Below are 21,628 nucleotides of genomic sequence, written 5' to 3'. Positions count from 1 at the left end.
GGCATATGAGGGATGGGTGTAAGGAATGTCATAGTATTGTCACGTAGAACGCATCTGCATGTGGTTGTTACGGCTGTTTAAAAAGGGCATAATGGTAATTATGAGTCCAAAAACTATTGGAGGCTTCTTACATGAGCTATAATGATCGACTGATTCGGGCAAGTTTCAAACAACAGGTAGACCGTGTTCCGGTATGGTACATGCGTCAAGCTGGGCGTTACGATCCTGAATATCGCAAAATTAAAGAAAAGTACTCCTTGCTAGAAATCTGCAAACAACCCGAGCTGGCGGCTGAAGTTACACTCATGCCGGTACGCAAACTTGGTGTAGATGCGGCTATTTTGTATTCCGATATTATGAATCCGGTTGCCTCATTGGGCATTGATTTTGACATTGTAAAAAATATTGGACCGGTAATCGATAATCCTATTCGTTCAGCTGCAGATGTGGATCGGCTGCGCCCCATCGACGTAGAAGGAGATCTGTCACATATTCTGGAAACCATTCGAATTCTGGATAAGGAGCTTGACGTGCCTCTGATTACGTTTGCGGGCGCACCTTTCACGATTGCGAGTTATCTGATCGAAGGACAACCTTCGAAAGGTTACATCCGCACCAAAACGATGATGTACAGCGAACCTGAAGTATGGCACAAGCTGATGCAGAAGCTTGGTGATATGGTAATTACATATATCCGTGCGCATATTGCGAATGGCGGTAAGGCATTCCAGTTGTTTGACAGCTGGGTTGGAGCACTTTCTCCCAAAGACTTCAGAACATATGTGTTGCCTACGATTACCCGTATCTTTACCGAATTATCGGATTTGAATGTACCGAAGATTTATTTCCCTGGTGTTGCATCCGGTGAGTTGTTGCCAACGCTGCATAATCTGCAAGCCAATGTGATTGGATTGGACTGGAGAGTATCCATTTCGGAAGGGCGTCAACGTCTTGGTGGCAAGTTTGCAGTACAGGGTAACCTAGACCCATATGTGCTGACTGCCCCGATGGAACTGATTAAAGAGCAAGCCAAAGTGATTATTGACGAAGGAATCAAGGAGCCGGGGTATATTTTCAACCTGGGACACGGATTATTTCCTGAAGCATCGCTAGAGAAGCTCAGAGAACTAACGGCGTATATTCACGAATATTCTGCCGAAGCAATGAAGACTGGGGTGACGGTAACCAATGACTAATACTGTAGGTGTACTGGTGATGTCGTATGGCACACCGGAAAATATGGAGAGTGTTGAAGCGTACTACACACATATCCGCAGAGGACGTCCGCCTGAACCGGAGCAATTGAAGGAACTGACGGACCGTTATGAAGCCATTGTTGGCGGTGTGTTTCCACTTCGGGAGAACACGGACAATCAGGTCAAGGCTCTTCAGGAGACATTAAACCGCGATGGGCGTGGCACTGATGTGGAATTCCGTTGTTATCAAGGACTGAAGCATGCCTATCCGTTTATTGAGGATGGCGTGGAACAGATGGCGAAAGATGGAATTCAGACAGCCATTGGTATTGTGCTGGCTCCTCATTTCTCAACGATGAGTGTAGGCAGTTATATCAAACGTGCGCGTGAAAAAGCAGAAGAGCTGGGCGTTCATATGTCCTTTATTGAGAGTTATCATCTGCATCCGAAGTTAATTCAGGCGTTTTCCACACGTGTCAGTGCCAAGTTGGATGCGTTCGAAGAAGCTGGAGCAAAACGCGGAGATGTGAAGGTGTTGTTTAGTGCACACAGTCTGCCGGCACGTATTGTGGAGATGGGTGATCCATACCCGCAACAATTGCTGGAGACTTCGGAAGTGATTGCCTCACGTGTAGGCATAACCAATTGGCAATTTACGTGGCAGAGTGCCGGACGAACAGCTGAGCCTTGGCTTGGACCGGATATTCTGGATACGTTACAGGAGCTTTCTCGTGAACAGGTAGAGGATGTACTTGTGGCACCAATCGGGTTTGTCTCGGATCATCTTGAAGTGCTCTATGATCTCGATATTGAGGCCAAATCGATTGCCAAAGAGATCGACATGCGCCTGATGCGTATTGACTCTCTCAATAGCGATCCTCTGTACATGGAGACGCTGAGCGACGTTATTATAAGCCAATGGCAGCAAGGGTCGGATGAGTAATGGGTGATAAGAAACGCCGTGTTGTTGTTGTCGGCGGTGGCCTTACCGGCCTCAGCGCGGCATTTTATATCCGCAAGCATTACCGGGAAGCAGGAGTTGAACCTGTGATTACTTTGGTCGAGAAAAGCTCGTCCATGGGAGGCATGATTGAGACACTGCACCGGGATGGATTTGTGATTGAAAAAGGGCCCGATTCTTTCCTGGCTCGCAAAACAGCAATGATTGACCTTGCCAAAGAATTGGAGATTGATCATGAATTGGTCAGTCAGAATCCGGAGTCGAAGAAAACGTATATCATGCAGCGTGGCAAGCTTCATCCTATGCCAGCAGGACTTGTTCTCGGTATCCCGACAGAACTAAGACCATTCTTGAGAAGTGGTCTGGTCTCTCCGGCAGGCAAACTGCGGGCGTTAATGGATTTTGTCATCCCGCCGCGTCGTACAACAGAGGATGAATCGCTCGGTTATATGATTGAACGCCGTCTTGGAGCTGAAGTGCTGGAGAACTTGACGGAACCACTGCTTGCAGGAATCTATGCAGGTGATATGCGGCGATTGAGCCTCCAGGCTACCTTCCCGCAGTTCGGAGAAGTAGAGCGCGATTACGGCAGCTTGATCCGGGGGATGATGACGGGTCGCAAACCGGCTGAGACGCATACCGGAACAAAACGGAGCGCTTTTTTGAACTTTCGCCAAGGACTTCAGAGCCTTGTTCATGCACTTGTCCATGAGTTGCAGGATGTAGATCAACGTCTGAACACTGCGGTGAAGTCGCTGCAACGTCTTGATGGAGCGCAGACCAGATACCGTGTTGAACTGGGTAATGGGGAAATGCTTGAAGCCGATGATGTAGTGGTTACTGTGCCAACATATGTCGCGTCGGAGCTGTTGAAGCCTCACGTGGACACAGCGGCACTGGATGCGATTAACTATGTGTCTGTAGCCAATGTAGTGCTTGCTTTTGAGAAAAAAGAGGTGGAGCATGTATTTGACGGATCGGGTTTCCTTGTTCCGCGGAAAGAGGGTCGTAATATTACGGCTTGCACGTGGACATCGACGAAATGGCTGCATACCAGCCCGGATGATAAAGTACTGCTCCGCTGTTATGTTGGTCGATCCGGTGACGAACAGAACGTAGAGCTTCCGGATGAAGCGCTGACGGATCTGGTTCTCAAGGATCTGAGAGAGACGATGGGTATCGAAGCAGTGCCGATCTTCTCTGAGATTACTAGGCTTCGTAAATCCATGCCGCAGTATCCGGTGGGACACCTCCAACATATTGCCTCCCTTCGTGAGGAGCTTGGGAGCAAGTTACCGGGTGTGTACATTGCAGGTGCAGGTTATGAGGGCGTAGGCTTGCCTGATTGCATCAGACAAGCGAAGGAAATGTCTGTCCAGGCTACACAAGAGCTTGCAGCAGATTAAGTACAGCAAGAGAGCTGTCTCAACCGTAGAATTATCTACTGGAGAGATGGCTTTTTTTATATGAAGATCTTGAAGCTAACCGAGTTAATACCCTTTCAATCGATGCAGTTCCAATGAATGATGGAAATCCAGAATATGCCTGATATAATGGTATGTATGGCTGTGAAGAAGAGGAGTTGCTTATGTATCCCCCAAGATCAGATCGAAGTGTAGAGAGAAAAAAAAGAAAGCGTACCCGCGATAGAATCATCTGGACAATTAATCTTTTATTGATCATGACAATTGGTCTGGTGGGCATTTTTTATGTGATTAACACACGTCAGCAACAGGCAGACCAGCCGGTGAAGCAGCAAATTGTTGATCAGGATCAGCCTTCTATTGGAGACGATGCCAAAGGCGGGGATCAAGTAAGTTCTCCAGACTCGGAGGAGTCTGATGAGACTCCGGAAGAAGAACCTGAAACGACGGATGAAGAAACAACAGCAGATGCAGGTGAGCCATCCGGCGTAGCGAAACCTGATACTTCAGGCAATACCAATAATGGGAAAGCCGAATCCGGAACGAAAAAACCTGCTACAGATTCGACACCGTCCGGCACCAAGGGAAATGCAGGTGTGAATCAGGAGTCCGAGACGTCGAAACCTTCCAATTCAGCGAAGGATGTCACTATTAATTTTGTCGGCGATATTCAATTTTCGGGCAAAGTTGCTGAACTGCTGGATAAGAACGGTTATGATTATCCCTTTGCTAAACTCGGCAGATTATTCAAGGATGATGATCTTACCATCGGCAACTTGGAGACTCCGATAACCCAAGGTGGTACTGGTGCAGCTGACAAAACGTATGTATACAAATCTTCGCCTAAAGCATTGGCGGCAATGGCCTCTGCGGGTTTTGATGCTGTCAATTTGGCTAACAATCATATTCTGGATCAGGGTGTTGAGGGTTTGGTAGATACGTTAACCTATCTCAAGGAATATGGCATAGCTCACACTGGGGCCGGCATGAACAGGGATGAAGCCTATGCACCAGCGTATCTGGAACGTAAAGGCATGAAGATTGCATTGCTTGGGTTCTCCCGCGTTGTACCGGAAACGAGTTGGAAGGCTGAGGGCAATCGGGCTGGCGTGGCTGAAGCCTATGATTCCACAGGAGCGGTCAAAGCGATCCAGGAGGCCCGTAAGAAGGCTGATCTGGTAATCGTGGTTGCACATTGGGGAGAGGAACGTGTAAGTACTCCGAATAGTGACCAGACCCGATTGGCTCATGAGTTTGTAGATGCTGGCGCTGATCTGGTCATAGGTGGCCATCCTCATGTGTTGCAAGGGTTGGAGTACTATAAGGGGAAGTGGATTGCATACAGTACGGGAAATTTCATTTTCTCCAGATCAACAACCGAAGAGACTTGGAAAACGGCGGTATTTCAGGCTCGCTGTAGTCAAGATGCAGCTTGCAGCATGAAAGTTATCCCTTATGAGGCCGGGCTTGGTCAGGCTATTCCGATGATCGATGAGGCGAACAAACTGCTGTTGGAACAGATGGCAAAGCTCTCCCCGGGTATTCGATATGATGGGAATGGGGTCGCTTCACCTAATTAAAAACCTTTTTGAGGAGGGAATCGAATGAACAACCTTTGTGTAGCGCACCGTGGATTTTCTTCTATTGCACCAGAGAATACGATGGCTGCATTCCTGATGGCCATGGAACGGCCTGAAGTTCAGTGGATGGAGCTGGATGTGCAGTTGTCGCGTGATGGTGTGCCAGTGGTCATTCATGATTTTACAGTGGATCGCACGACAAATGGCAAGGGCCTGGTTCGGGAAACCGATTGGGCTGATCTGCAACGTCTGGATGCCGGATCATGGAAAAACAAGTCTTACAAAGGCGAACGGATTCCGGCGCTAAGTGAATTGTTAGATCGCTCGTGCGGTAGAGTGCGTTTGAACATTGAACTGAAAACGCAAGGAGACATGTACCCGGGTCTGCCTGCGGCTGTTATACATGAAGTGAGAAAAAGACATATGCAAAATGATGTTGTGATTACTTCATTTGAACCCGCTGCTCTGATCGAAGTGAAGAAACTTGCACCGGAAATCCAGACGGGGCTGATTATCGATGCACGACCAGGTGATCTGTTAACCGCCCTGCGGAAGATGAATTGTACATTCCTCTCGATTGGTTATACCAATGTAGACAAATCCTTAATGAACGAGATGCGGAGTGCAGGCATTCGGGTGATGGCTTGGACAGTGGATGACAAGACCATTATGAAGAAACTGGCGGCAGTTGATCCAGAACTCATGTTATGTACGAACCGTCCTGACGTATGGGAGCTGGCCTTTCAGGAGACGAGTAGCCGGTTTTTCAGACCCTAACTTTCCTATATGCACTAATGAATCCGATAAAGGTGGTAATATACCCATGTTGACTAACATTCGCAATGTATACTGTGTAGGACGCAATTATAAACTTCATGCGGAAGAATTGGGTAACGCGGTTCCGGATGAGCCAATGATCTTTATGAAACCTTCTCATGCAGTCGTGGCGCTGAATGGTGAAACGCTTGAATTGCCTGCTACCAAGGGTGAAGTTCACTATGAAGCTGAATTGGTCGTGCAAATCGGCCGAAGTTATGAACCAGGTATGGCGGTAGATGAGCTGGTGGATGCGTATGCGTTTGGTATTGATTTTACGTTACGTGACGTACAGACCGTGATTAAGAAAAAGGGCCACCCGTGGACAGCGGCCAAAGGGTTCAGAAATTCCGCTCCGGTTACTGCATTTCAGGCATTCCCGGGTGCGGCAGCATTACTGGAGAAAGACTTTACATTGACCAAAAATGGTGAGGAAGTCCAGCGTGGTAACATTTGTAACATGATCTTCAGTTTACAGGATATTGTGGATTATGTAGGTCACCATTACGGCCTGGGGCCGGGCGATGTCATTTTTACAGGAACACCCGAAGGTGTTGGACCAACACAAGCAGGAGATGTGCTCGAACTGGCATGGGACGGCGAATCCTTGGGTGCCTGCACGATTGGGGCAGCACAGTAAGGATTACACATCATACCTGCTTGAGATGAATAGGGTACAAGAAAGGGGCGTGAATACGCTCCTTTTTGCTGTGTTATCGTGGATATATGTTTATATCTTCATCGTACGGATACGCTACTAATTTAGGCCAAGCTGTACGCTGTATTTGCGCTCTGTGTGACCAACTCTTCCAGTTCAGCTTGTTGTGCAGCATGTTGCTCCGAGCTGATACTTCCACTTGCGAGTCGTTCATCTAGCTGCTCTCTGAGCTGTCTTACTTGTATAGCAATGACCTCATCCCAATTCCCGTTGTTTTCTTCCGTAATCGTCCTCAGTGATTTGCCGTTGTACAGTTCCTGGTACAGATCCACTTCTGAAGCCTGATTCAGAGCGTCGAGCAGCTCATCACTGCTTCCCTCACGAGTGTCCAAGTCAACGATGGACCATTTAGCAGTAGGTATGGGAGAGATGGCGGATTGGCCCCATGCTGTTCCGGCAAAGGACATGGTGACAATCATTGTGCCTATAATAATGACTCTTTTCATGTTCATATGGATAATCCTCATTTCTGTAGTTGAGTACGAACTGAATCGTAGCTTGTCGTAGATGTAGTTGTTGATGTTTCGATCTGAGAATAGTGTAAACGGGAAACCTGAAGTGAAACTTAAAACAGGATAAGTAATTTCAACCTATCAGCGAGATGAATGCAAAGGAAGTTCGTCTGTGAAAAAGAAATTTAGGATTTCCGAGCATTTTGAAGAATCATATTTTAACGTTTGATCGAAAACCTGTTTTGGCACTTCTACACGAGGCCAAAACAGGTTTTTTGTGTGCTGGCGTAAGGAGTTTCGGCATTGGGATCAAACCGTGGTATAATTGAATTTCAAAAATACAATAAACGTCATGCGGGCTGTACATATGCTGCATGCAGGAGACATTATGGATTGGATTATTGGCGCCGTATGCGCTTCTATGGTGGCAGGTGCTGCCTATGCGAAAAAGTCGCTAACCCTGTCTGGCTGCCTGGCAGCCATCATGATGGGAACGATATATTACGGAGCGGGTAACCTGTTCTGGTTTGGCACGTTATTGTTGTTTTTCATTACTTCAACGTTGCTGTCCAGGTTTCGTAAAGATCGGAAGCAGGAGCTGGAGAAATCCTATGCCAAGTCAGGAAATCGGGATGCCGGACAAGTGATGGCTAATGGTGGAATGGGTATGTTCCTATGTCTGGGATACTGGATATTTCCACATCCGGCATGGTTGTATGCTTTCATTGGTGTAATGGCTACCGTTACATCGGATACATGGGCAACCGAAATTGGGAGTCTCAGTCGCAAGCCGCCGCGCTCTGTTCTAACGTGGAAGGTACTTACTCCTGGTGCTTCAGGAGGTGTCTCACTTCTTGGCACCGTGGCTGCAGCCGTAGGCGGGGCTCTGATTGGTGCGGGAGCATTCTTGTTTTCCTGGATCGCCGGGATAGAAGGGCTTGGTCTGTTTAGCTTAACTTTTGTCGGTCTTGCAGGCGGGTTGGCAGGGGCTTTTGCCGATTCCTATCTGGGCGCAACGGTGCAGATGATGTATCGTTGTACTGTGTGTGGCCGTGAAGTTGAGGTACATGAACATTGTGGGCATCCAACGGTTCGGGCTCGTGGCTGGGCATGGATGAGTAACGACCTGGTGAACGTGCTTAGCTCAGTGATCGGCGGATGTGTGGCGATTGGTTTAGGTAACATTTTGGCGTTGTAGGAGGGAGTAACATTTGAACACTGTACAGGGAGACAAATCGGAGGCTATTTTGGATGCGGCCTATGGTATTTTTGGCTCGAAAGGTTTTTATGAGACCAAAATGTCTGATATTGCAGACGAAGCCGGCATCGCAAAAGGCACCATTTATTTATATTTCAAAAGCAAGGAACAATTATTTATCGCAGTATCCAAGCGGGACTGTAACAGCTTTATCAGCCGTCTTGAATATGCTTTGAACTCGAATGAGAACACAGGTGATAAACTTGGAGCAATAGCCAAGACCCACCTTACGTATTATTATGAGCGCCGCAATCATACCAAGCTCTTTTTTATGGCACCCAATAATGATCCGGATCTGATGAAATTCATGAAGGCATTCATGAATCAATACATGAGTATGGTGCGTGAGGTACTGGAGAGTGCAAGTGTACCTGAACCAGTATTGCTTGCTGAAGCCTACATTGGAATTCTGGACCGGCTGAAGATGGATATCATGTTAAATCCGGAGTTTAATGAGGAACATCTGAACAAACGAATTGCTTTTGCAGCAGCATTGTTTCTGGACGGATGCCGTTCTTTTTTACAAGTTTAAAGTAAGTGCGCGGATGTACGTAATATTGAATTTTATTTTACAGAGAAGTGGGTACGAGCAATGAACATAATGACGGTAGAACAAATTGCAAAAAGTTATGGCGAGAAAATATTGTTCAAGGACGCTTCATTTGGCATGGCTGATCAGGACAAGATTGGTGTCGTTGGGGTAAATGGAACCGGAAAATCCACGTTTTTGCGTGTAATTTCTGGTATGGAACCTGCAGATGCGGGACAGATCTCGATCGGTAATGACGTACGTATTCAGTTCCTGGCACAAAATCCGGACTTCAATCCGGATAATACAGTACTGCAACAAGTATTCGAAGGTGACAGCATGGAAATGAAAACCGTGCGTGAATATACGGAAACGATGGAATTATTGGAGCTGAATTCGTCCGATCCAGCGTTGCAAGAGCGATTATTACGTTTGAATCAGCAAATGGAGCAGCTTCAGCTCTGGCAGATGGAGAGTGAAGCGAAGAGCATTTTGTCCAAACTGGGTATTCGTCAATTCGATGCACTGATGGGCACATTGTCGGGTGGACAACGCAAAAGGGTAGCGCTAGCGGCTGCGCTGATTCATCCTTGTGAACTACTCATTCTGGATGAGCCAACGAACCATATTGATAATGACTCGGTAGTATGGCTCGAGCAGTACTTGCAGAAGCGCCGCGGCGCACTGCTTATGATTACGCATGATCGGTATTTCCTGGATCGTGTGGCGAATGTCATGCTCGAATTAGATCATGGTCGTTTGTTCCGATATGAAGCCAACTATACACGCTTTCTGGAACTGAAAGCGGAGCGTGAAGAACGGGAAGCCTCTTCCGAACAGAAGCGTAAGAACTTGCTTCGGACGGAGCTTGCATGGATTCGTCGTGGTGCCAAGGCACGGACAACGAAACAGAAAGCGAGAATTGATCGCTTCGAACAACTTAAAGACCAACAAGGAGTCCAGCGCTCGGGTTTATTGGAAGTATCGGTTGGATCTACTCGTCTGGGGAAAAAAATTCTGGAGATCGAGCATCTTTCCAAATCCGTCGATGGTCGCAAGCTGATCGAAGATCTGAGTTATATTGCTGTGCCTGGAGATCGGGTAGGGATTGTCGGGCCGAATGGTAGTGGTAAGTCCACGTTGTTACAGATGATATCTGGCAAGTTGGAACCCGATGCAGGCGTGGTTGACGTTGGTCCTACGGTCAATCTGGGCTACTTCACACAGGAACATCAGGAGATGGATGAATCCCTTCGTGTGATTGAGTACATCAAGGAAGTGGCCGAGAATGTGAAAACAGCGGATGGCTCTCTGATTACAGCATCCCAGATGCTGGAGCGGTTCCTGTTTACCCCTGCATCCCAATGGACGCCAATCTCGCGTCTGTCTGGTGGAGAGAAGCGTCGCCTGTATCTGCTGCGTGTGCTAATGGCTGCTCCGAATGTATTGCTGCTGGATGAGCCGACGAATGATCTGGACATCCAGACACTCGCTGTACTTGAAGACTATCTGGATGATTTTCCGGGTGTTGTTTTTGTGGTATCCCATGATCGCTATTTCCTTGATCGTACTGTGGATAAAGTGCTGTCTTTTGAGGGCAACGGTGCTGTACGTGTACACGTCGGCGACTACAGTGAATATGCGGAATGGATGCTGAAAAATGCACCCGGAGCTAATCAAGAGAGTGACACAGGAGCGGCGAAGGTGAAGCAGTCATCGGAGAAACCGACGCCTGCTGTGTCAGCGGCCAAACCGAAGTTGAAATTCAGCTTCAAGGAGCAACGTGAATACGACCAGATTGATGAAAATATTGAGAAGGCTGAAGCCAATCTTGTCCGGATTAACAAAGAGATGGAAGAGTCATTTAGTGATTCTGCCCGTCTGCAGGAGTTGATGGCGGAGCAGGTTGAGGCTGAACGTCATCTGGATGAATTGATGGAACGCTGGACCGTTCTGAATGAACTTGCAGAACAGATTGAACAGAGCAAGTCTTGATTTATAACTAAACATCGCCCTTTCTTCTATAGTGACTTTAGGTCGCATTGGAGAAAAGGGCGATTTTTTTGTCTGTGAATTTGCGTATTAAAGTGAAACGTTCTGTATGTTCATTACGTTTTATAAGTAAAGAATTCCATAGAAGGGAGAGAACACCACACTTATGTATAAGGAAATTAATCAACAGTTGGCAGTGCTCAAGGAAAAGGGGAGAATTTACGAGAAATGGACCAAACGTCTGGAGAAGCTTCAAACGGAGGAAACTGAATGGGAAGCAAAGGTAAAACGTCGTCTGGAGCATCTTCAGAAGGAGCAGAAGGACGTTGATCGACTGAACAGTATGACATTGTCAGCATTTTTCTATCAAATGATTGGCAAGAAGACAGAACGTCTGGAGAAGGAAGAGCTGGAACTCATGGAGAGCAAGGCTGCATACGACACCGCTTGTCGCATGTTACAAGACGTACAGGAGCAACGAATTCATGTGGAGCAGGAGTTGGAGGGCGGGCGGCAGTATCAGTACTGGCAAGGCGATTACAACGCGCTGTGGGGGAAGAAGGAAGGTCGACTGCTGGACCAGGATACGGAATTGCAACAGATGGCTGAGAATCGAGAACATCTGGCGAGCGAGCTACAGGAACTGGATGAAGCTTTCCGGGAGGGGGAGTATCTGGTTGATGCTCTTGAACGTGCGGAGAAGGCTTTGGCTTCGGCAGGTAATTGGGGTGTATATGACATGATGGGCGGTGGGGTCATCTCCACGCATATCAAGCGAGGACGAATGGATGACGCTCAGGTCGCCATCATGGATGCAGGTAAGCGTCTACGACGTTTCCAGAAGGAATTGGAGGATGTAGAGATGGCAGTACACGCGGATCTGCATCTGGGAGGTCTGCTTTCATTCGCAGACTATTTCTTCGATAACCTCTTCGTAGATTGGATGGTTCAGGACAAAATTCGCAAAGCCGAACGTCAGGTGAAGGATGGACTGAGCGCGGTTCAGAAAACCATGCATGTGTTAAGAAATGAAATGCGTGACCATAAGGCAGAGTTAGAGATATTGGATCGTAAATATCATGCATATGTGGAACAGGCAGATTAAAAGATATGACAACAAAGGCCCCTTCCAAGCACACCGAATAGCTGTGCTTGGAAGGGGCCTTCTGCTTAGACGAACATGTGGATGTTATCCATTATAATTTCGTCGATCAATGATTCTGTTTTACTTTGTTGTAATGTAGGCTGCGAGCAATCGTGCCGTATTCAGGACAGCATCCTTATGCGTACGCTCCATGGAATGAGATGCGTGAACTCCAGGACCGATCAGTGCTGCACGGATATTGTTTCCTCCGCGTAATGCTGCACTGCCATCTGAGCCATAGTGGGGATAAATATCCACGACGTAATCCATTCCATCTTGTTTGGCCAGTTCAATGAGACGACTGGTCATATCGTAGTCATACGGGCCAGAAGAATCTTTGGCACATATGGAAACGTCGGTTTCTTTACAGCTCAGGTCATCCCCCATGGCTCCCATGTCTACCGCGATCATTTCACTGATTTCCGCAGGGATATATGATGCGCCATGTCCAACTTCTTCATAGTTCGAGATAAGCAGAGAGACATTATGTAATGGTTTCCAGCCTTCACGATGTGCAGACTCAAGAATGCCGAAGAGAGCAGCCACGCTGGCTTTGTCGTCCAGATGACGTGATTTGATATAACCACTGGGCGTGATGACTGCGCGAGCATCAAAGGAGATAAAGTCGCCGACAGAGATCCCGAGTTTCAACACATCTTCCTTGGAGGAGACAACTTCATCGATTCGAACTTCCATATGGCTCTCAGTCCGTTCAAATGTGCGTGCATCCGGATAGACGTGGACAGACGGATGAAGGGAGAGAATGGTGCCTGTGTATGTCTTTCCATCCCGAGTATGGATGCAGCAATATTCGTTTTCGATACTTTGCATGGAAAATCCACCGACAGAGGTAAGCTTCAATGTTCCATAGGATGTAACCGAGCGTACCATGGCCCCGAGCGTATCCACGTGGGCGCTTAAAGCGATTGTCTTGGACGAATCCTGTCCGGGCAATGTAAGCACCGCACCGCCCTTGTTATTCAGCTCACAGGCGATGCCCAGTGCTGCTGCTTCCTTCCGGATCATCTCGATTATATGATGTGTGTAACCACTTGGGCTTGGTGTATCCAGCAATTTTTTCAGGAAAGACAGAACGTAAGATTCATCAATTGTAAAACTCATTGTGTAATTTCCTCCTCGGATCGTGGGTATGGTGTGAAACAAAATACAGCCTGTCTGGGGGAGAGAATGTGATACTACCATTCCTGACTCGCCAGCAGGCTGTCTCTGATTGGTTACAGTGTTCCCGTAGGGTTTCCTTTGCGCTGACTCTGGATCGAATCATTCTCCAATAGGCTGTCGGATTTATTTGAGTCAAGCGAATCCATCGATTTGAAAGAATCGATGGATTCGCTTGTCGCGGAACTTTCCAATTCAGATACACGCAATTTCAGTTGTTTATTTTCACGTTGCAGTCTGTATTGGCGATAAATGCCATATGACCCTACAATAATTCCACCGATCAGGGTACAGCCGAGAATGAGCAAGATCAGCGGGATTTGTACCGTGTTAAATAACAGGTTGACTTGTACGGAATCCACATTAATGACCGCAAAGATTCCCGTGAGCAGTGCAAAAACAAGACCTGCTATGAGTGCCCATTGCATTTTCATGGTGTTGCCTCCTTGTTGAACAATTGAGAACTAGATATGCATTACCCATATTCGGGTATGTTGCATCTTGCAATGATGATAAAATCCCCTGCCCAAACGGGCAAGGGATGCAGGTCACATGGGAAGACAACCTTATTTGGTTAGCTGCTCCATCTGTTCAATCAATTCCTTGAACACACTCATAGCTTCACGAATTGGCTGTGGTGTAGACATATCCACACCTGCTTTTTTCAGAATGTTGATGGAGTAATCACTGCCACCGCTCTTCAGGAAGCCGAGATAACGGTCAACAGCCGGTTGGCCTTCTTCCAGGATTTGCTTGGAAAAGCTTGTTGCTGCGGAGAAGCCTGTAGCATATTTGTAAACGTAGAAGCTGTTATAGAAGTGGGGAATACGAGCCCATTCCATTTCAATTTCTTTGTCAACAGCCATGCCTTTTCCGTGATATTTAACGTTCAGATCATAATAGATCTCGGATAACAATTGTGGTGTTAATGCGTCACCTTGTTCCGCACGTTCATGAATGATTTTCTCGAATTCAGCAAACATGGTCTGACGGAATACCGTTGTACGGAATTGGTCGGCATAATAGGTCAACAGATACAATTTTTCCTTTGGATCTGTTGATTTGTTAAGCAGATAATCCATCAGCAACGCTTCGTTGGTTGTGGATGCAACCTCAGCCAGGAAGATTGTGTACTGTGCATCACGATACGGAAGTGTTGTATCCGAGTAATGTGAATGCAGAGCGTGACCCATTTCATGTGCGAGTGTGAACATGCTGTTCAGGTTATCTTTGTGATTCAACAAGACATACGGGTGAGTGCCGTAAGCGCCCCAGGCATATGCGCCTGAACGTTTATTTTCATTCTCATATATATCGATCCAGCGGTTATCATATCCAGTCTGCAATGCGTCAGCATAGTCCTTGCCGAGTGGTTTCAGACCATCTTTGACTGTTTGTTTCGCTTCCTCATAGGTAATATCCATTTTGTATTCGTCTACGAGTGGAGCGAACAGATCATACATGTGCAATTGATCTACACCCAGCAACTTTTTGCGTAAGTCCATATAACGATGCAATAACGGAAGGCTCTCGTGGATGGTGTCTACCAGATTGGTATACACATCCGTTGGGATGTTATCTCCATATAGGGACATTTCCATCACGGAAGGGTACTTCCGAACATTAGCATAGAACATATTTTTGGTTACATTTGCATTCAAGGCAGCCGCAATTGTGTTCTTCTGTTTGGCATAGGTTTCGTATACCGCTTTGAAGGCACGTTCGCGAACTTCACGATTAGGGTTCTCCAGGAACTGAATGTAGCTGCCGTGAGTCAGTTCAACTTCGTTACCATGTTCATCCTTGATTCGGGGGAACTTGAGATCCGCGTTATTCAGCATGCTGAAGATTGTCTGTGGTGCTTGTGAAAGGTTGCCTACCTGTGCAAGCAAAGCCTCTTCTGCTTGGCTAAGAACGTGGGCTTTTTCGCGTTTCATCTCTTCCAGCGTAAATGTATAAGCAGAGAGTTTTTCGTTTGCAATAAATGCGTCCAACTGGTCATCTGGCAGGGAAAGAATCTCCGGTGTGACAAAAGAAAGTGCTTCACCAACCCGTACGCCTAATTTCTGGGCTTTTTGGGACAGGTTTTGATATGTAGGATTCGCTGTGTCTTCATCTTGATGCATACGTGCGTACACAAAGAGGCGTTCTATTTTGAGGCTGATCTCATCTTCAAATTCGAAGCAAGATTTGAGTACATCGGGTTGATTTAGTTTGCCTTGGAATTCGGAGGCCTTCTTGGTCAAAGACGATACTTCTTCATATTCTTGATCCCAGGCTTTCTGATCGGCAAATAAATCTTCCAGTTTCCAGCTATGTTCAGCCGGCACCTCGGAACGTTTCAATAATTGACTCATGGAAATCCTCCTTTGATGATCTGATGAATGTATGGACGAAGCTGCCTTCGTCTCGCTTGCCTGTGCGGAGAGAGACGAAGGAATCAGACTAAGTACCAGGATAACAGATAGCGATTTCTGGTATTTCAACGGCCTTCCTCCTTACGATACGAATAATCTCGTATAGTATGACCTTAGGCACGTTGAAATATTTGAGCATCTGGGTCCCCGTGATTAGGCTCCCATGTTATACAGAAAATAAACGATCAGGAAAAAGGCGAAACAAATGAGCAGGGTAGCAATAAGCGCCATTCCCCGTCTCAGTCGATCCGGGATGGAATTGCGTCCCAGAATAAGCACAATACCAAGGGAGAAGGCAAGGATAATAAAGATGACGACATTGCTTGAGTCAAGCTGCATGGGTTAGACCCCTTTGAAGGCAGCCATCAATTGACGCCATTCATCCTCACGGTTCTCAAAATCTGCTTTTGGGAAACGGCGTTCAGCCCAGTGCATTAATGCAGGACGGCTAAGGAAAGTATGGCATTCTTCGCCCCACTCTTCCGAAATTTCTCGCAGTACGAGATATTTGCCTTGAACTTCTACGGTCATCATATTCCACTTGTCTGTTTTGTATATTTCATGTTTTTTTATCATAGGTAGTCTCCAAACTAACGGTTTTGGTAAAATGATACCGTACCCTACGATCCAAAGCAAATTTTTTCGACATTTATGGAAAGATAAATTGCAAAATGGAAGCCCATACAGTATAATAAGGGTATTCGCCATAGATGGCGATATTTTTAGGAGGTTTTTCATTTGAAAGGTACAGTTAAATGGTTTAACGCAGAAAAAGGCTATGGCTTTATTTCAGTTGAAGGCGGCGAGGACGTATTCGTACATTTCTCCGCAATCCAAGGAGATGGCTTCAAAACATTGGAAGAAGGTCAAGCGGTAGAATTCGAAATCACTGATGGAAACCGTGGTCCTCAAGCAGCTAACGTAAACAAACTGTAAGAATTTATCCGGCTAACGGACTTCTTATATATTATAAATTTATAGCTGAATATTAGAACCTAAGCACAGTCCCCTATGGGAGGCTGTGCTTTTTTTGATTCTAAAATTTTCAGTGTAAATATCGGTTGAATATGGAGTATGCTTCCCTGTGTGTTCAGGAGACACGATTGGTCATGCTGGACCATAACTTCAATCCGAAACCGATCAATGCAGCCAGGGAGAAAGCCATAGCGGTGAGATAGAAGGTTTGTCTGCCTGCATGTTCCAGCAGCAGTCCGCCCAACGTTCCACTAAGAAGTCCCGAAGCACTGGACCAGACAATGGTGAACAAAGCCATACCCGTAGCTCTGTAGCCGTCTGGAACTAGGCGGATGATGTAGCGGACCGCCGTAACGTAGAAAATACCAAAGGTAACACTGTGCATCGTCTGAATCGCAACGACAGCTGCTGGTGTATCGGATATGGACATAAGAAGCAAACGAACCGTATACATCAGTGCAGCAAAAGCAATTAGCGGCAGCTCTTTATAACGGTTTCCATACTTGCTGAGCAGTAGAAATATGGGGATTTCACTTACGGATGAGATCAGCAAAGACCAACCGATCAGCCCCTCGCTGGCACCCAGCTCTTTTAGCGTGATGGTAAGAAAGGCTTCGTTCATCCGATGTCCCATGGCAAGCAAAAATACACAGCCAAAAAAGGTGAGCACATCTCTGCGCTTCAGAATAGCCCATAACCCCGATAAGTCCATTTTGCTACTATTCCCTGAAGGTTGATCCTTCAATTGAAAACTGATCAATAATGTAGTGGCAGCAAGACCGACGCAAAGCCATATCGTCCATCCTGGACCGAAAGATCCAAGGAAATACCCTATACTTAATGCAAAGAACGCATAACCGATCGATCCGAAGACTCGAATGGAAGTGAAATTTCGACCATACTTGCTGGCGGTTGTAATAGCCATCGTATCGGAGAGGGGATAGACCGGATAATAGAAAAAGTAAAACAAGGTCACGAGTACAAATACCTGTCCAAAAGTTGTTGCGTTGGCAAGCATGATCCCTGTGATCAATTGACCACCAAGCAGAATGATCATCACTTTGCGTACTGTTTGGTAGCGGTCGCTGGCCATGCTCCAGAACATATTGGAGAACACGGAGATGAGGGGGCCAATTCCGTAGAGATATCCAATCTCAGCCCGACTGAAGCCCAGATGACTGAAGTAAAGCTGGAAGTAGGATACCACCAGGATGGTGGAACCAAAGATGGTGAACATGAGAGCCCGCAGCCAGTTCTGGTCCGGGCGGGCGTTGTGACTTAATTTCATGATGAGAGACTCCAATCCTGATAACAATTCAATGATTTTATTACCCTTTCAGAGATGTTGATTTACGGGATTTCGGCACGAACATCGTAGGTTCTTGCTTCGTGCGCCGGATGACAAGCCAGACAATGACAAGTTCGGCGAGCAGGCCAAGGGATTGGGCTACAGCTCCAATCATGCCGTTCCACGCTGGGAAAATACTAACCAGTATAAGCAGCACAATTACCGTGCAGATTGCATTCGCCGTTTGCGAACGAAACATCGTTTTTGTCTGACCGCGAAGCAGAATAAGGCCATTGCTGAAATCCAGAAAAGGGAAGATCAGCGGAAATAAGACAAACGCACGCAGTGTCCACAGACTTTGTCTCAACAGTTCGCCCTGAACGCTCATGACATTTTCGAGTACCCATGGTCCCAAGGGGGTATAGGCAATCGACACCATCATTGCAAACGGAATAAATCCGGTGACAAGTGCGAATTTTCGTACCAGTTTGGCGTCCACAAGGTAGAAATTCAGCACGATCTGATGGATGTATGTAAAGAAGCTTAGCATCAACTGCATCAGACTGCTTGCTATGGCAAAGGATGAAATGGCTAGTGCGATCCCGGTCGTTTTGCCCAGTACGATGTTAATAACCGGTCCTATGAACAGCGCTACAAAGCTGGATAACAGCAGCGGCTTATAAAAGCGAAATACGTCTCCCTTGCTCTCGACGGGATGATCCTCAAGCTTGGCTGGCATTTTGCGCTTGATGCTGTTTCCCTCCAGAAAGCTGACGAGCGCTTCAATCATCATGCCAGCAGCAAAAATGATAGCGCCTACACGTCCACTGTCAATGCTGTCTGTGTATATGAAATAGAGGGAAAGGCCGTACATTCCAGCTAAACGGAATACCATCCCAATGGTTAACCACTTGGTGCGGTTATTCGTAATGATGATCCCCTGATAGATGTTGCGGATCACTGAAAAGATGCTCACATACATGAGAATTTCATATACGTCGATGACTTTGGTCAGCAGATCCGGACTTACACCAAACAGGTATTTGAACACCCCGGTACCAACGGGAGAGTATACGATGAGAAACCCAATGAGAAGCACACAGGCAAGAAATATTTTGGTCACAAACGTGAGGGCCTGAAAGGAAAGGCGATCGCGAACCAGTGCGGAACAGGTTTGCCGCAGCAGGGTGGAGGGGCGTTCCGTGAGGGTTAACAAGCTACCGGCGATGGCATAGCTGGCAATAACCGTCTCGGGATGAGCGGAACGTGCTAATGTGCTGTTTATGATGACGTGAGAAATGGTGACGAGAGAGGCGGAAATGCCGAGTGGCACAAAAAAAGAAAATAACCGTCTCCACGAAAGTGATTCACTTGACGACATGTCAACGACTCCTTTGATGGATGAAATATGGATAGTATATCACAAAGCTTTGAACGCCGATGCGATTTTTTATGCGGAATATGCGGTAGATCATTTGTACAATTAAGGGGATCATATTATAATAGGAATGGTTAAAAATCGCTCTAATACGTATTCAACCAAGTGGAGGCACATTTATTTTGAGCCAATCAAATCGAAAACGTCATCAATATCCGCGTGGACCGCTGGCATTGATGAGAGGGGTGTACAAATACACCATTCCGGAAACACGGAAGGCACTGAATGGATGGCGTGCTCAAGCTGAGGCGATTCCGAATGAGGAATTGCGTACACAGGCACTTGCCAGTCTGAAGGATAAACAGTTTCACTGTGAAGGCGGAACCGTCTACGCTTTAGCTGATTTGCCCAACAGACACATTCTGATTCCGCTGATCGTTTCTTATCAAACTATTAGTGATTATTTGGACAATCTGTGCGACCGCAGCACCTCGATGGACCCGGATGACTTTCGTCTTCTCCATCAATCCATGCTTGATGCGGTAGATCCCGAAGCAATTCCCGTCAATTATTATGCCCTCCGTGAGGAGCAGGATGATGGTGGATATCTGCGGAATCTGGTGACCACATGTCAGGAACTGACCCGTCAGTTACCAGGCTATACGTCCGCCAAGCCCCAAATTCAGGATCTGGCAGGCCTATACACGGACCTGCAGGTATATAAGCATATCAAGCCGGAACTGAGAGAAACGGCACTGCTCGAATGGTGGTCGGAGCATCGTCATCGCACACCTCAGTTTCGTTGGAACGAATTTGCTGCTGCGACTGGCTCTACACTGGGCGTTTTCATGCTGTTTCTGGCTGCGAGTGACGATCAGTTGACTGAAGAGCAAGCGGCCTCGATCCACACGGCCTATTTCCCACATGTATGCGCACTGCACATTATGCTTGATTATTTAATTGATCAGGATGAGGACCGCATCGGGGGAGATCTCAACTTCTGCAACTATTATGAGAATGTGGAGACAATGCTGGACCGAATTGCTTTTATTGTCGAGATGGCACGCAGTGATGTACAGAAGATTCCGGGAAGCTCCTTTCACCGGATGATCATCGAAGGACTGATAGCCATTTACCTGTCTGATCCCAAAGTCAGCGAACAACAGGAAGTTCGCGTCGTATCCAAACGTCTGCTGAAAAATAGTCCGATCACAAGAATATTTTTCTTCATTTTCAGTCGCTGGATACGAAAAAATATGTAAGTCAGGTGTGATATTGCGGAGCCTGAAGTGAAACTAGAGGAGGAAGAAACATCATGACAGCAGTAAAGAAAATCGCAGTATTAACGAGCGGTGGTGATTCACAGGGGATGAACGCGGCTGTTCGTGCGGTTGTTCGCAGCGGACTGTTTCACGGTCTCGAAGTATATGGAGTTCAACGTGGATACCAGGGTCTTTTGAATAATGACATTTTCCCAATGGATTTGCGGAGTGTAGGGGATATCATCCAACGTGGGGGAACGGTTCTTCAATCAGCACGTTGCAAGGAGTTCTATACCGCTGAAGGTCAGCAAAAAGGTGCGGACATTCTACGTGCGCGTGGCATTGATGGTCTGGTTGTTATCGGTGGGGATGGTTCTTACAACGGAGCAAACAAACTGAGCAAGCTGGGCATTAACACCATGGGTCTGCCAGGAACGATTGATAACGATGTTTCATTCACCGACTATACCATCGGATTTGATACAGCTGTAAGCATAGTAGTTGATGCCGTAAACAAATTACGTGATACGATGTCTTCACACGAACGTTCTTCCATCGTTGAAGTTATGGGTCGCCACTGTGGAGATATCGCTCTGCATGCCGGACTTGCCTCAGGCGCTGAGACGATTCTTGTACCGGAAGTTCCGTTTGACATGGACGAAGTAGCAGAACGGATGAAAGCTAACTTTGCACATGGCAAACGTCACAGTATTATTATCGTTGCTGAAGGCGTGGGCAAGGGTGAAGATGTAGCAAAAGAATTGATGGAACGTTGCCCAACGTATGAGCCACGTGTAACCGTTCTGGGTCACATTCAGCGTGGGGGTACGCCAACACCTTTCGACCGTAACCTGGCAAGCCGTCTGGGCGACTTCGCTGTTCGCAGTCTGATTGCAGGCGAGACAGACAAAGGTTGTGGCATTATCAAGGGTGAACTTACCCTGACAGATATTGATAAAGTGGTTAACACAAAAAAAGATTTCGATATGGAAACGTACCAGCTTGCACAACGTTTGTCCCAATAATTTGATTTAAAAACAAAGAGCACAATCCCGCATT

21 protein-coding genes are annotated in these 21,628 nt (G+C 46.9%); 13 read left to right on the top strand and 8 right to left on the bottom strand.

Features of this window, described 5'->3' with window-relative positions:
- Positions 1–131 precede the first annotated feature (131 nt).
- The 6 genes from hemE (at position 132) to AC6CIF_RS02485 (ending at position 6,617) form a co-directional block, all read left to right on the top strand.
- Positions 132–1,196 (top strand): uroporphyrinogen decarboxylase, encoded by a 1,065-nt coding sequence (gene hemE, locus AC6CIF_RS02510; RefSeq protein ID WP_498197710.1) that lies wholly within the window; start codon positions 132–134, stop codon positions 1,194–1,196.
- A complete protein-coding gene (gene hemH / locus AC6CIF_RS02505) occupies positions 1,189–2,139 on the top strand; it encodes a ferrochelatase (RefSeq protein WP_498197708.1) in 951 nt (316 codons plus the stop codon). The genes hemE and hemH overlap by 8 nt, the downstream gene beginning before the upstream one ends.
- Positions 2,139–3,563 carry a protoporphyrinogen oxidase gene (gene hemY / locus AC6CIF_RS02500; protein WP_498197706.1) on the top strand — a complete coding sequence of 475 codons (1,425 nt, stop codon included), beginning with the start codon at positions 2,139–2,141 and terminating at the stop codon, positions 3,561–3,563. The genes hemH and hemY overlap by 1 nt, the downstream gene beginning before the upstream one ends.
- Positions 3,564–3,745: 182 nt before the next feature.
- Complete coding sequence (locus AC6CIF_RS02495; RefSeq protein ID WP_498197705.1) at positions 3,746–5,161, top strand: CapA family protein; 1,416 nt, start codon at positions 3,746–3,748, stop codon at positions 5,159–5,161.
- 24 nt (positions 5,162–5,185) lie between these two features.
- Positions 5,186–5,938, top strand: a complete 753-nt coding sequence (locus tag AC6CIF_RS02490) for a glycerophosphodiester phosphodiesterase (RefSeq protein WP_498197703.1) — start codon at positions 5,186–5,188, stop codon at positions 5,936–5,938.
- A 46-nt stretch (positions 5,939–5,984) separates the two neighbouring features.
- The gene (locus AC6CIF_RS02485; protein WP_498197702.1) at positions 5,985–6,617 is read left to right on the top strand and encodes a fumarylacetoacetate hydrolase family protein; all 633 of its coding nucleotides are present in this window, start codon (positions 5,985–5,987) and stop codon (positions 6,615–6,617) included.
- Between the two features lie 122 nt (positions 6,618–6,739).
- Here AC6CIF_RS02485 and AC6CIF_RS02480 read toward each other — a convergent pair whose 3' ends face one another.
- Positions 6,740–7,147 carry a hypothetical protein gene (locus tag AC6CIF_RS02480; RefSeq protein ID WP_498197700.1) on the bottom strand — a complete coding sequence of 136 codons (408 nt, stop codon included), beginning with the start codon at positions 7,145–7,147 and terminating at the stop codon, positions 6,740–6,742.
- A 388-nt stretch (positions 7,148–7,535) separates the two neighbouring features.
- Between AC6CIF_RS02480 and AC6CIF_RS02475 the strand changes: the two genes are divergently transcribed.
- The 4 genes from AC6CIF_RS02475 (at position 7,536) to AC6CIF_RS02460 (ending at position 12,031) form a co-directional block, all read left to right on the top strand.
- The gene (locus tag AC6CIF_RS02475) at positions 7,536–8,345 is read left to right on the top strand and encodes a DUF92 domain-containing protein (RefSeq protein ID WP_498197698.1); all 810 of its coding nucleotides are present in this window, start codon (positions 7,536–7,538) and stop codon (positions 8,343–8,345) included.
- A gap of 13 nt (positions 8,346–8,358) precedes the next feature.
- Positions 8,359–8,937, top strand: a complete 579-nt coding sequence (locus AC6CIF_RS02470; RefSeq protein WP_498197696.1) for a TetR/AcrR family transcriptional regulator — start codon at positions 8,359–8,361, stop codon at positions 8,935–8,937.
- A gap of 60 nt (positions 8,938–8,997) precedes the next feature.
- Positions 8,998–10,929: an ABC-F family ATP-binding cassette domain-containing protein gene (locus AC6CIF_RS02465; protein WP_498197694.1), complete on the top strand. Its 1,932-nt coding sequence runs from the start codon at positions 8,998–9,000 to the stop codon at positions 10,927–10,929.
- Positions 10,930–11,092: 163 nt separating this feature from the next.
- Complete coding sequence (locus AC6CIF_RS02460) at positions 11,093–12,031, top strand: hypothetical protein (RefSeq protein ID WP_498197692.1); 939 nt, start codon at positions 11,093–11,095, stop codon at positions 12,029–12,031.
- 120 nt (positions 12,032–12,151) lie between these two features.
- Here the strand turns inward: AC6CIF_RS02460 and AC6CIF_RS02455 are convergent, their stop codons facing one another.
- The 5 genes from AC6CIF_RS02455 to AC6CIF_RS02435 form a co-directional block, all read right to left on the bottom strand.
- Positions 12,152–13,192: a M42 family metallopeptidase gene (locus AC6CIF_RS02455; RefSeq protein ID WP_498197690.1), complete on the bottom strand. Its 1,041-nt coding sequence runs from the start codon at positions 13,190–13,192 to the stop codon at positions 12,152–12,154.
- Positions 13,193–13,305: 113 nt separating this feature from the next.
- The gene (locus tag AC6CIF_RS02450; RefSeq protein ID WP_498197688.1) at positions 13,306–13,683 is read right to left on the bottom strand and encodes a LapA family protein; all 378 of its coding nucleotides are present in this window, start codon (positions 13,681–13,683) and stop codon (positions 13,306–13,308) included.
- Between the two features lie 132 nt (positions 13,684–13,815).
- Positions 13,816–15,606 (bottom strand): oligoendopeptidase F, encoded by a 1,791-nt coding sequence (pepF, locus tag AC6CIF_RS02445; RefSeq protein ID WP_221823351.1) that lies wholly within the window; start codon positions 15,604–15,606, stop codon positions 13,816–13,818.
- Positions 15,607–15,819: 213 nt separating this feature from the next.
- The gene (locus AC6CIF_RS02440; protein WP_036609669.1) at positions 15,820–16,005 is read right to left on the bottom strand and encodes a hypothetical protein; all 186 of its coding nucleotides are present in this window, start codon (positions 16,003–16,005) and stop codon (positions 15,820–15,822) included.
- A 3-nt stretch (positions 16,006–16,008) separates the two neighbouring features.
- Complete coding sequence (locus tag AC6CIF_RS02435; protein WP_017689395.1) at positions 16,009–16,242, bottom strand: hypothetical protein; 234 nt, start codon at positions 16,240–16,242, stop codon at positions 16,009–16,011.
- A 162-nt stretch (positions 16,243–16,404) separates the two neighbouring features.
- Between AC6CIF_RS02435 and AC6CIF_RS02430 the strand changes: the two genes are divergently transcribed.
- On the top strand, positions 16,405–16,602 hold the full coding sequence (locus AC6CIF_RS02430; RefSeq protein ID WP_017689394.1) for a cold shock domain-containing protein: 198 nt from the start codon (positions 16,405–16,407) through the stop codon (positions 16,600–16,602).
- Positions 16,603–16,756: 154 nt separating this feature from the next.
- Here AC6CIF_RS02430 and AC6CIF_RS02425 read toward each other — a convergent pair whose 3' ends face one another.
- Both AC6CIF_RS02425 and AC6CIF_RS02420 read right to left on the bottom strand, forming a co-directional pair.
- Entirely contained in the window at positions 16,757–17,929 is a 1,173-nt protein-coding gene (locus AC6CIF_RS02425; protein ID WP_498197684.1) for an MFS transporter, read from the bottom strand.
- Between the two features lie 40 nt (positions 17,930–17,969).
- Positions 17,970–19,310: a polysaccharide biosynthesis protein gene (locus tag AC6CIF_RS02420; protein ID WP_498197682.1), complete on the bottom strand. Its 1,341-nt coding sequence runs from the start codon at positions 19,308–19,310 to the stop codon at positions 17,970–17,972.
- 179 nt (positions 19,311–19,489) lie between these two features.
- Here AC6CIF_RS02420 and AC6CIF_RS02415 point away from each other — a divergent pair, with 179 nt between their 5' ends.
- Together AC6CIF_RS02415 and pfkA are read left to right on the top strand one after the other, a co-directional pair.
- A complete protein-coding gene (locus tag AC6CIF_RS02415) occupies positions 19,490–20,569 on the top strand; it encodes a tetraprenyl-beta-curcumene synthase family protein (RefSeq protein ID WP_017689390.1) in 1,080 nt (359 codons plus the stop codon).
- A gap of 53 nt (positions 20,570–20,622) precedes the next feature.
- Positions 20,623–21,594, top strand: a complete 972-nt coding sequence (gene pfkA / locus AC6CIF_RS02410; protein WP_498197681.1) for a 6-phosphofructokinase — start codon at positions 20,623–20,625, stop codon at positions 21,592–21,594.
- Positions 21,595–21,628 lie beyond the last annotated feature (34 nt).

Source organism: Paenibacillus sp. GQ49, from assembly GCF_059759055.1.
This window is presented reverse-complemented; position numbering and strand designations above follow the sequence as displayed.

Coding starts and splice junctions, on each gene's coding strand:
- AC6CIF_RS02475 (WP_498197698.1), top strand. CDS start 7,536: ATGGATTGGATTATTGGCGCCGTATGCGCTTCTATGGTGGCAGGTGCT.
- AC6CIF_RS02460 (WP_498197692.1), top strand. CDS start 11,093: ATGTATAAGGAAATTAATCAACAGTTGGCAGTGCTCAAGGAAAAGGGG.
- AC6CIF_RS02450 (WP_498197688.1), bottom strand. CDS start 13,683: ATGAAAATGCAATGGGCACTCATAGCAGGTCTTGTTTTTGCACTGCTC.
- pepF (WP_221823351.1), bottom strand. CDS start 15,606: ATGAGTCAATTATTGAAACGTTCCGAGGTGCCGGCTGAACATAGCTGG.
- AC6CIF_RS02435 (WP_017689395.1), bottom strand. CDS start 16,242: ATGATAAAAAAACATGAAATATACAAAACAGACAAGTGGAATATGATG.
- AC6CIF_RS02420 (WP_498197682.1), bottom strand. CDS start 19,310: ATGTCGTCAAGTGAATCACTTTCGTGGAGACGGTTATTTTCTTTTTTT.
- AC6CIF_RS02480 (WP_498197700.1), bottom strand. CDS start 7,147: ATGAACATGAAAAGAGTCATTATTATAGGCACAATGATTGTCACCATG.
- hemE (WP_498197710.1), top strand. CDS start 132: ATGAGCTATAATGATCGACTGATTCGGGCAAGTTTCAAACAACAGGTA.
- AC6CIF_RS02495 (WP_498197705.1), top strand. CDS start 3,746: ATGTATCCCCCAAGATCAGATCGAAGTGTAGAGAGAAAAAAAAGAAAG.
- AC6CIF_RS02440 (WP_036609669.1), bottom strand. CDS start 16,005: ATGCAGCTTGACTCAAGCAATGTCGTCATCTTTATTATCCTTGCCTTC.
- AC6CIF_RS02425 (WP_498197684.1), bottom strand. CDS start 17,929: ATGAAATTAAGTCACAACGCCCGCCCGGACCAGAACTGGCTGCGGGCT.
- AC6CIF_RS02490 (WP_498197703.1), top strand. CDS start 5,186: ATGAACAACCTTTGTGTAGCGCACCGTGGATTTTCTTCTATTGCACCA.
- hemY (WP_498197706.1), top strand. CDS start 2,139: ATGGGTGATAAGAAACGCCGTGTTGTTGTTGTCGGCGGTGGCCTTACC.
- AC6CIF_RS02455 (WP_498197690.1), bottom strand. CDS start 13,192: ATGAGTTTTACAATTGATGAATCTTACGTTCTGTCTTTCCTGAAAAAA.
- AC6CIF_RS02485 (WP_498197702.1), top strand. CDS start 5,985: ATGTTGACTAACATTCGCAATGTATACTGTGTAGGACGCAATTATAAA.
- hemH (WP_498197708.1), top strand. CDS start 1,189: ATGACTAATACTGTAGGTGTACTGGTGATGTCGTATGGCACACCGGAA.
- AC6CIF_RS02465 (WP_498197694.1), top strand. CDS start 8,998: ATGAACATAATGACGGTAGAACAAATTGCAAAAAGTTATGGCGAGAAA.
- pfkA (WP_498197681.1), top strand. CDS start 20,623: ATGACAGCAGTAAAGAAAATCGCAGTATTAACGAGCGGTGGTGATTCA.